At 30.4% G+C, this 14,977-nt stretch carries 13 protein-coding genes and 1 other annotated feature; of the genes, 2 read left to right on the forward strand and 11 right to left on the reverse strand.

All coding sequences use genetic code 11. From position 1 onward, the window contains the following. Nucleotides 1–111: 111 nt before the first annotated feature. Nucleotides 112–3,222: an isoleucine--tRNA ligase gene (ileS, locus tag ACQPVP_RS11420; RefSeq protein WP_430850036.1), complete on the reverse strand. Its 3,111-nt coding sequence runs from the start codon at nt 3,220–3,222 to the stop codon at nt 112–114. Between the two features lie 164 nt (nt 3,223–3,386). Further along, nucleotides 3,387–3,636, reverse strand: a binding site (T-box leader). 271 nt (nt 3,637–3,907) lie between these two features. Here ileS and ACQPVP_RS11425 point away from each other — a divergent pair. Continuing rightward, nucleotides 3,908–4,126, forward strand: coding sequence for a (2Fe-2S)-binding protein (locus ACQPVP_RS11425; RefSeq protein ID WP_430850038.1), 219 nt, complete (start codon nt 3,908–3,910; stop codon nt 4,124–4,126). Nucleotides 4,127–4,348: 222 nt separating this feature from the next. On the opposite strand, the gene ACQPVP_RS11430 is transcribed toward ACQPVP_RS11425, so the two are convergent. The 7 genes from ACQPVP_RS11430 to ACQPVP_RS11460 form a co-directional block, all read right to left on the reverse strand. Then, complete coding sequence (locus ACQPVP_RS11430) at nt 4,349–4,531, reverse strand: hypothetical protein (protein ID WP_430850040.1); 183 nt, start codon at nt 4,529–4,531, stop codon at nt 4,349–4,351. A 139-nt stretch (nt 4,532–4,670) separates the two neighbouring features. Continuing rightward, entirely contained in the window at nt 4,671–5,024 is a 354-nt protein-coding gene (locus ACQPVP_RS11435; RefSeq protein WP_430850041.1) for a hypothetical protein, read from the reverse strand. Nucleotides 5,025–5,046: 22 nt separating this feature from the next. Then, complete coding sequence (locus ACQPVP_RS11440; protein ID WP_430850043.1) at nt 5,047–6,012, reverse strand: ABC transporter ATP-binding protein; 966 nt, start codon at nt 6,010–6,012, stop codon at nt 5,047–5,049. Beyond that, nucleotides 6,005–7,051: an ABC transporter ATP-binding protein gene (locus ACQPVP_RS11445; protein ID WP_430850045.1), complete on the reverse strand. Its 1,047-nt coding sequence runs from the start codon at nt 7,049–7,051 to the stop codon at nt 6,005–6,007. The genes ACQPVP_RS11440 and ACQPVP_RS11445 overlap by 8 nt, the downstream gene beginning before the upstream one ends. A gap of 14 nt (nt 7,052–7,065) precedes the next feature. After that, complete coding sequence (locus ACQPVP_RS11450; protein WP_430850047.1) at nt 7,066–7,989, reverse strand: ABC transporter permease; 924 nt, start codon at nt 7,987–7,989, stop codon at nt 7,066–7,068. A gap of 15 nt (nt 7,990–8,004) precedes the next feature. After that, nucleotides 8,005–8,958: an ABC transporter permease gene (locus ACQPVP_RS11455; RefSeq protein WP_430850048.1), complete on the reverse strand. Its 954-nt coding sequence runs from the start codon at nt 8,956–8,958 to the stop codon at nt 8,005–8,007. A gap of 77 nt (nt 8,959–9,035) precedes the next feature. After that, nucleotides 9,036–10,748, reverse strand: a complete 1,713-nt coding sequence (locus ACQPVP_RS11460; RefSeq protein WP_430850050.1) for a peptide ABC transporter substrate-binding protein — start codon at nt 10,746–10,748, stop codon at nt 9,036–9,038. 354 nt (nt 10,749–11,102) lie between these two features. Between ACQPVP_RS11460 and ACQPVP_RS11465 the strand changes: the two genes are divergently transcribed. Then, a complete protein-coding gene (locus ACQPVP_RS11465; RefSeq protein ID WP_430850052.1) occupies nt 11,103–12,278 on the forward strand; it encodes a class I SAM-dependent rRNA methyltransferase in 1,176 nt (391 codons plus the stop codon). Nucleotides 12,279–12,393: 115 nt separating this feature from the next. On the opposite strand, the gene ACQPVP_RS11470 is transcribed toward ACQPVP_RS11465, so the two are convergent. The 3 genes from ACQPVP_RS11470 to ACQPVP_RS11480 all read right to left on the reverse strand — a co-directional run bounded on the left by ACQPVP_RS11470 (nt 12,394) and on the right by ACQPVP_RS11480 (nt 14,842). Continuing rightward, on the reverse strand, nt 12,394–12,951 hold the full coding sequence (locus ACQPVP_RS11470) for a GNAT family N-acetyltransferase (RefSeq protein WP_430850054.1): 558 nt from the start codon (nt 12,949–12,951) through the stop codon (nt 12,394–12,396). A gap of 20 nt (nt 12,952–12,971) precedes the next feature. Continuing rightward, complete coding sequence (locus ACQPVP_RS11475) at nt 12,972–13,763, reverse strand: aminoglycoside N(3)-acetyltransferase (protein WP_430850056.1); 792 nt, start codon at nt 13,761–13,763, stop codon at nt 12,972–12,974. Between the two features lie 164 nt (nt 13,764–13,927). Next, nucleotides 13,928–14,842, reverse strand: coding sequence for a CAP domain-containing protein (locus ACQPVP_RS11480; RefSeq protein ID WP_430850058.1), 915 nt, complete (start codon nt 14,840–14,842; stop codon nt 13,928–13,930). Nucleotides 14,843–14,977 lie beyond the last annotated feature (135 nt).

Here is a 14,977-nt window from a genome sequence, read left to right on the forward strand (position 1 = left end):
TGCAAATAGTTTATACAATATTCAAGATTATTCTTTATAAGAACTCACTATAAAATAAGTAAAAAGTTAGAAATTTCATAGAAACTTCTAACTTTTTACTTTAAGATTTCTCTACTTTACTACTCTAACTGTCATATTTAATTTTTCACCATTAATAACAGTTTCAGTATAATCAGCTTCTTCATTTACAGCAATTTCTTGAGTTAATGTTTCTCTCTTTATTACATCTGAATACTTATTAATAACTTTAATTAAAGTATCGTTACCTGAAACGAATAATTCTATCTTATCAGCAACTTCAAATCCTTTTTCTTTTCTCATGTTTTGAATTTTTGAAATTACTTCTCTTAATTGTCCTTCTTCTTTTAATTCTTCTGTAATAGTAGTATCAAGAACAACTCCAATTTCACCTTCACCGGCAAAAGCATATCCTTCTAACCCTTGCATAGTTATAAGTACACTTTCACTATTTAATAATATTTCAATTCCATCTACAGTAATAGTTTCAGTTCCACCACCTTGTAGCTTTTGAGCTAATTCCATTTGGTTTCTTGAAGCTATTTCTTTTCTTATTCCTGGAATTAACTTACCGTATTGTCTTCCAAGTACAGGTAGATTAGGCTTAATTTCAAAATTAACATGTTCTGATAAATCAGCACCAAATTCTACTGACTTAATATTAAGCTCATCTTTTATAATATCTCCATAGTAAGCTGGAATAGCATCTGTTGATAATAACATCTTTGAAAGCGGCTGTCTATTCTTAATGTTAGCAGCATTTCTTGCACTTCTTCCAAGCTTAACTATTGTATAAGCTAAATCCATTTCTTTTTCTAATTTTTCATCTATAGCACTTTCATCTACTAATGGCCATTTACATAAATGAACACTTTCTTCTGCAGTTTTATCTAATCCTATTACTAGGTTTTGATAAATTTCTTCTGTTACAAAAGGTACAAATGGAGCTGCTACCTTAACTAAAGTAGTTAATACTCTATATAATGTAACATAAGCGCCTATCTTATCTTCTGTTAATTCCTCAGACCAATATCTTGCTCTATTTCTTCTTACATACCAGTTAGATAACTCATCTGTAAAGTCTTCAATACTTAATGCAGCTTGAGTTATTTGATATGAAGCCAAGTTTTCATCTACTTCTTTTATTAAAGTATTAAGCTTAGACATTATCCATTTATCCATTACATTTTCTGATTTAAAATCTTTATAGTCTAATGGATTGAAATTATCTAATTCTGCATATAACACATAGAATGAGTACACGTTCCACAAAGTGCTTAAGAACTTTCTTTGTGCTTCTTGAACATCATCAATAGAGAATCTTGTTGGAAGCCATGGTGCACTTGCAGTATAGAAATGCCATCTTGTAGCATCAGCACCTTGTGAATCTAACACATCAAATGGATCTACAACATTTCCCTTTGATTTTGACATTTTTAAACCTTTTTTATCTAAAACGTGACCTAAAACTATACAGTTTTCAAATGGATTTGTATCAAATATAGCTGTTGAAATAGCTAGTAATGTATAGAACCATCCTCTTGTTTGGTCAACTGCTTCTGAAATAAATTGAGCTGGGAAGTTCTTTTCAAATAGCTCTTTATTTTCAAATGGATAGTGTAGCTGAGCAAAAGGCATTGATCCTGAATCGAACCAACAGTCAATAACTTCAGCAGTTCTAGTCATTTCCTTTCCGCACTTAGAACATCTTAACTTAACTCCATCTATATATGGCTTGTGAAGTTCTATATCTTCTGGAACATCAATTCCTTTATCCTTTAATTCAGCTATGCTTCCAACACATTCTTTATGGCCACATTCACATTCCCAAATAGGAAGTGGAGTACCCCAATATCTATCTCTTGATATACCCCAGTCAATAACATTTTCTAAGAACTTACCAAATCTTCCTGTTCTTATGTTATCTGGATACCAATTAATTTTATTATTATTTTCTAATAGCTTATCTCTAAGCTTAGTCATTGCAACAAACCAGCTTTCTCTTGGATAATAAAGAAGCGGTGTATCACATCTCCAACAATGTGGATATGAGTGAGTGTGTTTTTCAGCCTTAAATAGTTTATTTTCTTCCTCTAAATATTTAACTATACTTTCATCACACTTCTTAACGAATTTTCCAGCCCATGGAGTTACTTCTTCAACGAAATTACCACTAGCATCAACTAGATTTATAAATCCTATTCCATTTTGCTTAGCAACTAAATTATCGTCTTCTCCATATGCAGGGGCTATATGAACTATACCAGTACCATCTGATAATGTTACATAGTCACCATGTATAACTTCAAAAGCTTTTCCATCAACTTTACCGAATGGAAGTAATCTTTCATACTTAGTTCCTAGTAATTCTGTTCCCTTAAATTCTTTAACTACTTCGTAATCTTCTCCTAATACCTTTGGTGCTAAATCTTTAGCAAGTATTAATATTTCATCTCCAACTTTAGCTTCAATATAATCATAAGCTTTGTTTACACATAAAGCTAAGTTTGATGGCAATGTCCAAGGAGTTGTCGTCCATGCTAATATATATTTATTTTCTTCTCCTTGAATCTTGAACTTAGCTATAGCAGTTAAATCTTTAACATCTTTATAACCTTGTGAAACTTCATGAGAAGAAAGTCCTGTTCCACATCTTGGGCAATATGGCATAACTTTGTGACCTTTGTATAAAAGTCCCTTTTCCCACATTTGATTTAATGCCCACCAAACAGATTCTATATATGAGTTATGATATGTAACATAAGGCTCCTCCATATCTACCCAATAACCTATTTGATTAGTCATTTTTTCCCACATGTTTACATAAGTAAATACTGATTCCTTACACTCTTTAACAAACTTTTCTACACCATAATCTTCAATTTGCTCTTTACCTGAAATGCCAAGTTTCTTTTCTATTTCAAGTTCAACTGGAAGTCCGTGAGTATCCCAACCAGCTTTTCTTATTACTTTATATCCCTTCATAACCTTATATCTTGGGATAATATCCTTCATAACTCTAGTTAATACGTGTCCTACATGCGGTCTTCCATTTGCTGTTGGAGGTCCATCGTAGAATGTAAAATACTCACCATCTTGGTTCATATCAAAATTCTTTTTAATTACGTTATTTTCCTTCCAAAGGTCTGCTACTTCTTTTTCCATACCCACAAAACCTTTTGGTAATTCAACCTTTTTGTACATATCTAAACTCCCTTCCGTATATTAATTTATATTTACGAGCTGTTTGCTTTAAGGTTATACCGACTTTGACTTAAATAATACTAAATATATCTTAAATTATTAGCTATAAATAACTAATTATTCAGAAATACACTAAAGCATTATAAAACAAAAAAAACTCCGCCCAATAGGACGAAGATATTCGCTATACCACCTAAGGTTATAAGTTTTCTATAAATTATAGAAAACTACTATTTTCGAGTACAAACATACTCTATCCCTTAACGCAGGCTAACGTGAAAAACTTAATAAGCTAAATAACCTTTCAGCCTCAAACTCCTAGGTGATTTTCCTTAATTTTCTCTATAGCTTTACACCAACCAGCTACTCTCTTAAAGTATCCAATTAAGTACTTTTCCTAATCTTAGTTTTTAATTTTATAAATTATATAATTATTTTACTACAAACTAATATAATATAAAAGTCTCTATTTGAGAATATTTTAATAATTTTAAGAAAAATAGTAATATACTTAATAAATTGAATAAAACCAATACTGGAAATTAATTAATAATTTTTATCAATTAGTATTGACTTTCTTTTTTAGCAACTATATAATATAAGCATAAAGAATAAATATTAAAAATTTATTTTTTATCCCCTTTATTTTCCTTAATCTATTTCTTTATATTAGGAGGAAAGATAAATGGAAAATAACTTAAACGAACAAGTCCTTGATAAGATTACTAAAGTTTGTACTTGCAAGGCAATACCAAGATCCAAAATTAAAGATGCAATCAAAGCCGGAGCTCATACTGTAGAAGAAGTTTCTAAGGCAACAGGAGCTTGTACAGGTGGGTGCAGAGGCTACAGATGTACCCCTACAATCCAAAATTTGATTGATAAACATCTGGAAAATAACTAATATAGTTCCCCCAAACTATATTAGCATATAGATTATATCTCCCCTAAAACCACCTGTAATAAAAACAGGTGGTTTTTTACTCTTTAAGAAATTATAAAGATGTTACCCTGCGAATAACTTTTTTATAATTTCCTTTCTTTAGCTTTGAAGTACTTCTATTAATTTTGCGATGACTTAGAGCTTACGACGGAATAAGCAAAATTATATAGAAGTACTTTTTTATTAAAATATTCTAATTGATAATCCAAAGTTTTTAAAAGAATCTTTTGTAGCATTAATATGTTCTATTTCTTTATCCTCATTAATTTCTTTAGTTATACTTTTGCAAGCTAATTCGTCTATTTTATCTTCCACAAACTTTCTAATTCTTCGTGGAGTTGGTATAACAATAGCATTAAATATCATATAATATCCTCCAAATTAATTGCTTTATACTATAATTTTATTGTTATTTATATTTTATATTCCCTGAAAATAAATAAAATCCCAAACTCTTAAAGAATGGGATTTATAGTCAAACCTCAATATAAAATTAATTAGTTTATTATTTAAAACTAATTATAAACCAATCTATAGCTCCTCCATATAAAACAATAATTAAACTAACTACTATCAAAACAATTTTATACGAAAATACATTGTACTTTTTTTTCCATTGATCAATAAATAATAATTCTTTTTCATCTCTTTTCTTTAGTATTAAAAGAGCCCCTAAAATCATTCCTAGTGGTCCAATTATAAGCAATGCGCTTCTTACAACTTGTAATTCTTGTTGCCAATTAAACTTTGATACTAATAATGAAATTATCCCAACCACTAAAATAATTATTAATGATATAAGGCTTCCAATAATAATGCACTTAATAAAATCTTTCAATGCTCCAATTAATTTCTTCATATGTTTATCTCCCAAGATCTAATTAATATAAATGACAAGCGACAAAATGCCCCTTTTTAATTTCTTTAAACTCTGGAATTTCTTTTTTACATATATCCATACATTTACTGCATCTACCTTGGAATTTACATCCATTAGGTGTATTAATTGGGCTTGGAACATCCCCCTCTAACATAATCCTTTGTCTACTTTCTTCTACATCAGGATCTGCTATTGGAATAGCTGACATCAATGCTTCTGTATATGGATGTTTAGGATTATTGAATAATTCATCTGATTCAGCTAATTCAGCCATACTTCCTAAATACATAACTGCAACTCTATCTGAAATATGCTTAACCATAGATAAATCATGTGCGATAAATAAATATGTTAATCCTAATTCCTTTTGTAACTTAATTAATAAATTAGCTATTTGTGCTTGAATTGATACATCTAATGCAGAAATAGGCTCATCACATAAAATGAATTTTGGTTCAACAGCTAAAGCTCTAGCTATACCTATTCTCTGTCTTTGTCCACCTGAAAATTCATGAACAAATCTATTTGCATGCTCCTTGTTTAATCCTACTTGATCTAATAACTCATAAATTCTTTTATTCTTGTCCTCTTTTGATTTAGCTAATCCATGAATCTCTATTCCTTCTGAAATTATATCAGCAACAGTCATTCTAGGATTTAATGATGCATAAGGGTCTTGAAATATTATTTGTACCTCTTTATTAAATTGCTTTTTTTCTTTTCCCTTAATTCCATGTATTGATTTGCCTTTATAATAAATTTCCCCATCTGTTTTATCATACATTCCAATAACAGTTCTTCCACATGTTGTCTTACCACATCCTGATTCTCCAACTAATCCTAAGGTCTCTCCTTCTTTTATGGCAAACGAAACATCATCTACTGCTTTTAGAATATCTTTATTTCCAATTTTAAAATACTTTTTCAAGTTTTTTACTTCTAAAATTATATTTTCTTCATTAGCCATTTTTTCTTTCCTCCTTAATATTAGCTAAGATTTCCTCAGGAAGCTCTTCACTATATAACCAACACTTAGCCTTATGTATATCTCCGAATGAATATTCCTTTGGTTCCTCTTCTAAACATATATTCATACAATATTTACAACGAGCTGCAAATGCACATCCTTTTGGTGGAGCAATTAAATCTGGAGGTGTTCCTTTTATTGTATCTAGTAATTGCTTTCCCTTCCATCCTAACCTAGGAACAGAATTTAAAAGTGCCCAAGTATATGGATGTTTAGGGTCATAGAATATTTCTCTCTTTTCACCTTTTTCTATAATTTGTCCTGCATACATTACTGCAATTTTATCTGCCATCCCTGCAACTACTCCAAAATCGTGCGTAATTAATATTACTGCTGTATTCAACCTATCCTTTAATTCATTGATAAGCTCAAGTATCTGTGCTTGAATTGTAACATCAAGTGCTGTAGTAGGCTCATCCGCAATTAAAATTTTAGGATCACAAGCAACTGCTATAGCAATCATAGCTCTTTGTCTCATCCCACCTGAAAATTCATGTGGATATTGATCTACTCTCTTTTCAGCATTTGGAATTCCTACAGATTCTAATATTTTTATAGCTTCTTCCCTTGCAGACTTTTTATCCATATTTCTATGAGCGACTAAATTCTCAACTATTTGATTACCTACCTTCATAGTTGGATTAAGAGATGTTAATGCATCTTGGAATATCATTGCACATTCCCCACCTCTAAATTCTCTAATTCGCTTCTTATCATAAGATAATATATCTTCTCCGTTATAAAGTATCTTACTTTCCTTTTTAATCTCGCCTTGTGGTGCTTGTATTAATGCCATGATGGCTCTAGCTGTAACACTTTTTCCGCATCCTGATTCTCCAACTATAGCTAGTACTTCGCCTCTATCAACATCAAAAGATACTCCTCTAACAGATTGAACTTCCCCTGCATAAGTATGATAAGATACTTTCAGATCTTTTACATCTAGAATTGATTCATTTTTATTTACTAACTTCTCCATACCTTATATACCTCCTATTGTCTTAATTTTGGATCTAGAGCATCTCTTAAGCCATCACCTAAAATGTTGAATGATAATATTAATAAACATAAAATTATAGTAGGGAATAATAATTGATAAGGATAAAATGCCATAGCTTGTTGTCCAGCTGATAATAATGATCCTAAACTAAATGCTGGAATATTTAATCCTAATCCTAAAAATGATAATGTTGTTTCTGAAACTATTACACTTGGAATTGTTGATGCAACATCTAATATTATTAATCCAATTGTATTTGGTAATAAATGCTTCACTATTATTCTCATTGGAGATGCCCCTAGAGCTTCAGCTGCTAAGACATATTCACTTTCTCTTAATTGAAGAATTTGTCCTCTTATCATTCTTGCTGTACCTGTCCATGCAGTTAAACATAAAGCTAACATTAATTGAAAATATCCGTTTCCTAAAACAACTAAAATTAATAAAGTTATTATTAAATATGGAATACTATTTAATACTTCAACAATTCTCATCATAACTTCATCTACTATTCCGCCCATATAAGCAGCTATACCACCGTATAAACAGCCAACCACTATATCTATTACAGTTGCAATAAGTGCTATGCTTATTGATATTCTTGTCCCTATCCAAACTCTAGTAAATAAGTCTCTTCCCATAGCGTCAGTTCCCCACCAAAATTCACTATTTGGCGATAGATTTTTCTTTGTTGTTACAACTGTTTCATAATCCATATTTCTAATAATCGGTGCAAATATTGCCATAAGTATAAGTGCAATTAATACAAATAATGCTCCCATAGCAACAGGATTCTTTTTAAGTCTTCTCCAAGCATCTTGCCAATAACTAATATTAGGCCTAACTACTAAATCACTCTCTAATGTAGATGAATCTACAAATTCAAATCTTTTATCTTTTACCTTTAAATTTTTCATAAAGTCCACCTCTAACTACTTAACTAATCTTATACGCGGATCTACAACTGTATAAAGTATGTCTGTTATAAATATTGCTATAAGATAAATTAATGCATACAGTAATGTTAATCCCATAAGTATTGGAATATCTCTATCGTTTGCTGCTTGAATAAAATATTGTCCTGCTCCTGGAATAGCAAAAACTCTCTCTATAAAGAAAGAACCAGAAATTACCCCTGATATTGCTACTGGTAATACTGTAATTATTGGAATAAATGAATTCCTAAGAACATGTTTTCTAACTATAGCTGATTCTGATAATCCCTTTGATCTTGCTGTAAGTGTATAATCTTGATTTATACTATCCAACATACTAGTTTTCATTAATCTTGCATAATATGATAAATATGCACCTGCTCCTGCTATTGTTGGTAGAATGGTATACTTCCATCCACCAAACCAAAGATCAGCTCCCTTTGGCCAGCCTATTATAGGAAGATTTAATATGGCTCCCTTTGCTAAATATTTTTGTAGTAATAGGGATAATACTAAAGATGGAACTGAAGCAAGTAGCATTACTCCCACCAGAATCACATAATCAATAGTCTTTCCTCTATTCATTGCGGCAACAATACCTAAAATAATACCTAATGATACACCTACTACTATTTGTTGTATTCCAAGTCTTGATGATACTGGCATCTTATTTTTAACTATACTTGAGACTGTATCCCCTGCATGTACTAAAGACTCACCAAATTCACCCTTTATAATATAATTCTTTAAAGTAATAAAATATCTTTCAACAACAGGCTTATCATAACCATATTTAGCTATAACAATTTGTTTTGTTTGTTCTGGAAGCTTTTGAATTTTTTTATCAATCGCAGTTCCTGGAATTGCAGCTAAAAGAAAAAATGTTGCTGTTCCAATTAAATAAAGTGTAATAATCATTTCAACAAATCTTCTCACAATGTACTTTGCCATATACTTCTCTCCTTTATATTTAATTAATGCACATCAACATTAGTCGATGTGCATTAAAATACAAATAATTAGCTTAATTAATTTTTCCCTTGTATATATGCATGTTTAAATTCATAAACTGAACCAAATGAAGGGAATTGCATATCTTTAACATAGTTTTGATAGAATGAGTATTTATCAGTATAATAAATTGGTGAAATAACAGCATCTTCTTCTAATAATTTATTTTCTAATTCTTTATAAATTTCTGTTACCTTATCTTCATCTGTTTCTTTTGCTACAGATGCTAATAATGCATCATATTCAGAACTAGCATATCCAGTATGGTTATTTCCACCATTTGATGTCCATATATCTAAGAAAGTCATTGGATCATTATAATCTGCTGACCAACCAGTCATTGTAAAGTCATATTCTTGCTTGTCCATTAGATTTAAATAAACCCCCCAGTCACCTTGGGTTTCAACATTAATTTTTATTCCTAAGTTTCCATTGATTTGTTGAGCTAACCATTCTGCTCTTTGTTTTGCTAACTCTGAATCTCCTTGAGCTAAATATGTTAATTCATATTGACTTAAGTCATCTGTTTGAAGTCCTAATTCATTTAAACCTTCTTTAAATAATTCTTGAAGTTTTTCTTTATTATTTACATAAGTTTTAGCATCAGCTGCTAATGGTCCTTCTACTTTATCTCTATATTTTTCATCCCCTGAATTTATAGCAGTTGGTATTAATCCATAAGCTGATTCATATCTACCAACTAAATCCTTTGTATAAACATCTCTATCTAGTGCTAAACCAATTGCTTTTCTTATTTTAGCATTCTTTAATATTCCATTTGATGTTTCACTATCTTGATTAAAGTATAAATAGAATACTCCTGGATCTTCACCTGTAAGTTCTTGGAATTCACCAGCTTTTGCTTGTTCTGTCCATTTTTCAAGATAATCTGTTTGAGCTCCTGATATATCTAATTCTTGAGATTCAAATAATTGAGCTTGAGTTGCGAACTCTTTAATATTTGTCATATTAATTGTTTGAAGGTGAACATTATCTGCATCCCAATAAGTATCATTTTTTACTAATACCATTGAGTTACCATTGTCCCAACTTTCTATCTTAAATGGTCCATTATATACTCTATCTGTAATATTACTAGCGTATTGATCACCTAATTTTTTTACAATATCTAATCTAATTGGGTGGAATACTGTATAAGATACTTTTGACACGAAGTAAGGTACTGGATTCTTTAATGTAAATTCTAAAGTATAATCGTCAGTAGCTTTTACTCCTACAGCATCAGCAGAACCTGAACCTGTGTTGTATTCTTCTGCACCTGCAATATCATAAGCCAAGAAAGAATATGCAAATCCATTTTCTGGATTTAATATTCTCATAAATGAATCAACATAATTTTGTGCCACTACTGGCTCCCCATCTGACCAATTCATTTTTCTTAAATGGAATGTCCATGTTAATCCATCATCTGATGTTTCCCAACTTTCTGCACCAGCTGGTACTATCTCATCACCACTTCCATCATTTTCAATTCTTACTAATCCTTCTTCTACTGCATTAAGAATAGTAGAACTTTGGTTATCTGTAGTATCATTTGCATCTAAAGTAGCTACATTAAAATAAATAGTGTTTAATACTTGCTCACTATCCATTTCTACAGTGCTAGATCCTCCATTGCCAGAATCTTCATTTCCCTTACTTCCGCAACCTACAAGTAGCATCATGCAACTTAAGCCCATTGCTAGTAACGATATAAATTTCTTTTTCATAATTTTCCCCCTTTTTATTATTCGTAACAATAATGTAGCTAATATATTCACCCCTTATTTTCCCAAAACATATATATACTCTAATATAATCTAATAGCATAAATGGTTAAATATATACATCATTACATTTTATTACATTTGCTTTATTGATAACATTATATCACTTATTTTATTAAAGTCAATTTATTTATAGGTTATTTTTTAACAATTTATTTAAATTTTATATTTTATTTTTTATTTTTATATATGACATATAATTTATATACTTATTATTTTATATTGATTAACTTTAATATTGATTTTCTTATAGGTATGATATAATTTTATAAGATTAGTTTTGGAAGGAGATAAAGCATGACAAGTAAATTTTATTTACATAAAGGTAAAAATAAAAAAGCAGAACAAGGTAGACCTTGGATATATATTGATGAAATAAATGAATATGATGGAGAATATGAAAATGGTGATATAGTTGAAGTCTATAATCATAAAAATTACTTTCTAGGAAAAGGATATATAAATGATAGAAGTAAAATAACTATTAGAATTATGACCAGGGATATAGATGAAAAAATTGATTATAATTTCTTTAAAAGAAGATTTGAAGCAGCTTATGAATATAGAAAAACAGTTATTGATACTTCATCATGTAGACTTATTTTCGGTGAAGCTGACTTTCTACCTGGCCTTACAGTTGATAAATTTGAAGATTATTATGTAATTCAAATATCAACCTTAGGAATGGATAAATATAGAGATATAATAGTTAAAGTATTAGTTAATGAATTTGATGCTAAGGGTGTTTATGAAAGAAGTGATATTAAGACTAGAGAAATTGAAGGTCTTGAACAAACTAAAGGATTCTTAACTGAACCTTTTGATACTAATATAGAAATAATTGAAAATGGAGTTAAGTACATAGTTGATTTAGAAAATGGTCAAAAAACAGGATTCTTCTTAGACCAAAAAGAAAATAGAGCCGCAATGCATAGAATTTGTAAAGATAAAGATGTATTAGATTGCTTTACTCATACAGGATCCTTTGCTTTAAATGCAGGAATTGCAGGAGCAAAATCTGTTTTAGGTATTGATGTATCTCAACATGCTATCGATTGCGCTAAAAGAAATGCAGAACTTAATAACCTACAAGACACAGTTAAATTTGAATGTCATAACGCCTTTGATGTTCTTGGAGATTGGTCCAGAGAAGGAAAACAATTTGACGTCGTAATTCTAGATCCACCTGCATTTACTAAATCAAAAAATACAATAAAATCTGCCATTAGAGGATATAAAGAAATCAATCTTAGAGGTTTAAAAATGGTTAAGCCAGGTGGTTACTTTGCAACCTGCTCTTGCTCTCACTATATGAGTGAAGAACAATTAAAAAGAACAGTTCAGGAAGCAGCTCATGATGCTAGAAGGACTTTAAGGCAAGTAGAAATAAGAACTCAAAGTGCTGACCATCCAATCTTATGGAACTCTGATGAATCTTACTACTTAAAATTCTTTATATTCCAAGTTGTTTAAAAAATGGTTGGAATTAAGCAAAGCTTAATTCCTTTTTTTCTTATTACATATCTTTGCTTCAAGTCATAATAAACTTATATATATCCACATCATCATTAATGTTAGTAATCTATATTTATTCTAAATATTCTTTAGCAAGGATTCCGTACATAGAGTAATCACATATTCCTTGGTTATTTGTATCAGCCTGTCTCATAGTTCCTTCATATTTCATTCCACATTTCATCATTACTTTTCCTGAGTTTGGATTATTTGGATCGTGCCTTGCTTCTACTCTATTTACGCCAACTTCCTTAATAAGGTAATTAATTAATGCCTTTAAGGCTTCAGATGTTACTCCTGTGTTCCACCACTTTCTCCCTATACAGTATCCTATATGAACCATATTAGCTTTTTCATTTTTATCTACAACACTAATACTTCCTATCGGTTCATCACCATTTTCTTTTAATATAATAGCCCATTGATAAAAATCATCTTCTTTATAATTATCAACCCAATCTTTTAAAATTGTTTTCGTTACTTCAACACTACTATGTGGAGGCCATGTTAAAAATTTTGTAACCTCTTCATCAGATACCCAATTTTTATACATAGCTTCAGCATCTTCTATCTTAAACTTCCTTAATATTAATCTTTCAGTTTCTATTGTTTTAGTTCCTAAATTTTTCATATATTACACCCCAATTTTAATTATTTTCTATTCTTTTCAATCCATTTAACAGCAAAATCTACAATATCGTGTTGTCTCATAAATCTTACATTTGCATTTCCGATTTTTATCTTTTTAACCTCATAATTTTTTTCAAATTCATTACCTATATCTATAAAATCTTCACCATCAACATATAATGTTGAATAAGTAATCCACTCTCGCTTTCCATCTTTTAATATTGCACAACTATTTTCTTCTATCTGCTTTGATGGATAATTTGCTCTTGCATCTGCAAGATGTATAGAAGTGTTTTTATCATATCCAGTTCCTAATAATAATACATATCCATCCAGATCATATAGCTTTGCAACTGGAGAAGTTTCACCAAAAATATCACTTAAATTATGGTTATTTACTAAATAATTTGCATTTTTTCCCCATGAGGCAAAGGATCTTACTGGATGATCACTTCTTATAGTCCCTGGCCATCTTCTAAACATTTCTGCTACAGCTCCCATTGAATTCGTTGGAGTAATATCTTTATCATAGGCTGGCCAGTTACTTCTAATAATATCCCACCATTCTTTCGGCTCTTCCCAATGAACTCCATAAGACGGATCTAGATTCTTCCATGTCTGTGTTGGCATCATAATTGTTCCATCCTCTCCTACAGACTCTATTAATGCTTCAATTATAATCTGAGGTCCACCGCAAACAAATCCAAAATTCTTCATTGAAGTATGCACAATTATACTCTGTCCATTTTTAATGCCTATTTTTTCTAAGGCATCTAATATATCTTGTTTTATTACTATCTTCCTATTGTCCATATACCTACCCCCATAAATTACACATTTAAATTTTTCTCATATATCCCTATAACTACTTAAACCACTTTTCAATATGTTATCACTAAGTTAGCCTATTGTAAATAATTGTATATAAAAAGAAATCCAGCCAAAAGACTGGATTTCAATCAAAAGTTTAAATTTTATTATCTATAGAATTCTTGTGTTGCATAATAGGTATTTCCTATCTTGTACACACCTATTCCTATACTACTAAAGTTTGTTGATAATATGTTTGCTCTATGTCCTGATGAGTTCATCCAATTATCCATAAATTTAGTTGCTAAGGCACTATTATCATTCATTCCTTGAATATATGCAATATTTTCTCCCCACGCTCTATAGGAAACCCCATCAGCCTTCATTTGAACTGTTATTAAGTTTCCTTGTTGGTCTTCATGTGAAAAATATCCATTGTCTCCCATATCCTTAGACTTAATCCTAGCATAGTTCTCCATAGTGGTGTTGTAACTTAAAGCTGGAAGCCCTGCTGCTGTTCTTTCTTGATTAACTCTTTGGAATATAGCTTGTTCAATTTCTGCTATATAATTACTATCTGAAACTGTAGGTGTATCACTTGGAGTTTCAGATGGTGTATTTGTATCTTGTGATGGTGTATCACTAGGAGTATTATTATCAGTTGAAGGCTTATTGTATGACGGCCTATTGCATGAAGGCTTATTGTATGACGGCCTATTTGACGGTCTATATTTTGATACTCCTTCAACTCCGCTTTCTACTTCTTCAGCAGAATTATCTGATTCACTATTTGAACTAACAACATTATCATTATTTAAACTTATATTATCATCATTACTTACAGATTCATTATTTGCAACTTCTTTACTTGAATCAACTTCCTTATTGATTACGTCATTATCAGTGTTGGCATCATTGCCTTCTACTATGCCTGCTTCATTTGATGCTACTTCTTTATTTTCAGTCTTTACTATATTATCCTTAGGAATTTCTCCATTAGAACTTAGAAAAACACCTCCCGCACCTAATGTAGCCACCAATCCTATCGATGATATTACCATAATTAATTTTGATTTAATCATTTGTAAATCCCCCTTCAGATTTAATGTTTTCGTGTCCCACTTATAGTAACATAAGAACTGCATGTCCCAAATATGAGTTAGTTTCTAATTATTGAAAATATTCTAACTATAGTTATTTATTATGTTTTTACCCAT

The sequence above is a fragment of the Clostridium nigeriense genome, from assembly GCF_050585265.1.
GTDB classification, from domain to species: Bacteria; Bacillota; Clostridia; order Clostridiales; family Clostridiaceae; genus Clostridium; species Clostridium nigeriense_B.

What these genes read in the sequence shown, in the direction of transcription:
- ileS (WP_430850036.1), bottom strand. Translation starts at nt 3,222, where the DNA reads ATGTACAAAAAGGTTGAATTACCAAAAGGTTTTGTGGGTATGGAAAAA.
- ACQPVP_RS11425 (WP_430850038.1), top strand. Translation starts at nt 3,908, where the DNA reads ATGGAAAATAACTTAAACGAACAAGTCCTTGATAAGATTACTAAAGTT.
- ACQPVP_RS11430 (WP_430850040.1), bottom strand. Translation starts at nt 4,531, where the DNA reads ATGATATTTAATGCTATTGTTATACCAACTCCACGAAGAATTAGAAAG.
- ACQPVP_RS11435 (WP_430850041.1), bottom strand. Translation starts at nt 5,024, where the DNA reads ATGAAGAAATTAATTGGAGCATTGAAAGATTTTATTAAGTGCATTATT.
- ACQPVP_RS11440 (WP_430850043.1), bottom strand. Translation starts at nt 6,012, where the DNA reads ATGGCTAATGAAGAAAATATAATTTTAGAAGTAAAAAACTTGAAAAAG.
- ACQPVP_RS11445 (WP_430850045.1), bottom strand. Translation starts at nt 7,051, where the DNA reads ATGGAGAAGTTAGTAAATAAAAATGAATCAATTCTAGATGTAAAAGAT.
- ACQPVP_RS11450 (WP_430850047.1), bottom strand. Translation starts at nt 7,989, where the DNA reads ATGAAAAATTTAAAGGTAAAAGATAAAAGATTTGAATTTGTAGATTCA.
- ACQPVP_RS11455 (WP_430850048.1), bottom strand. Translation starts at nt 8,958, where the DNA reads ATGGCAAAGTACATTGTGAGAAGATTTGTTGAAATGATTATTACACTT.
- ACQPVP_RS11460 (WP_430850050.1), bottom strand. Translation starts at nt 10,748, where the DNA reads ATGAAAAAGAAATTTATATCGTTACTAGCAATGGGCTTAAGTTGCATG.
- ACQPVP_RS11465 (WP_430850052.1), top strand. Translation starts at nt 11,103, where the DNA reads ATGACAAGTAAATTTTATTTACATAAAGGTAAAAATAAAAAAGCAGAA.
- ACQPVP_RS11470 (WP_430850054.1), bottom strand. Translation starts at nt 12,951, where the DNA reads ATGAAAAATTTAGGAACTAAAACAATAGAAACTGAAAGATTAATATTA.
- ACQPVP_RS11475 (WP_430850056.1), bottom strand. Translation starts at nt 13,763, where the DNA reads ATGGACAATAGGAAGATAGTAATAAAACAAGATATATTAGATGCCTTA.
- ACQPVP_RS11480 (WP_430850058.1), bottom strand. Translation starts at nt 14,842, where the DNA reads ATGATTAAATCAAAATTAATTATGGTAATATCATCGATAGGATTGGTG.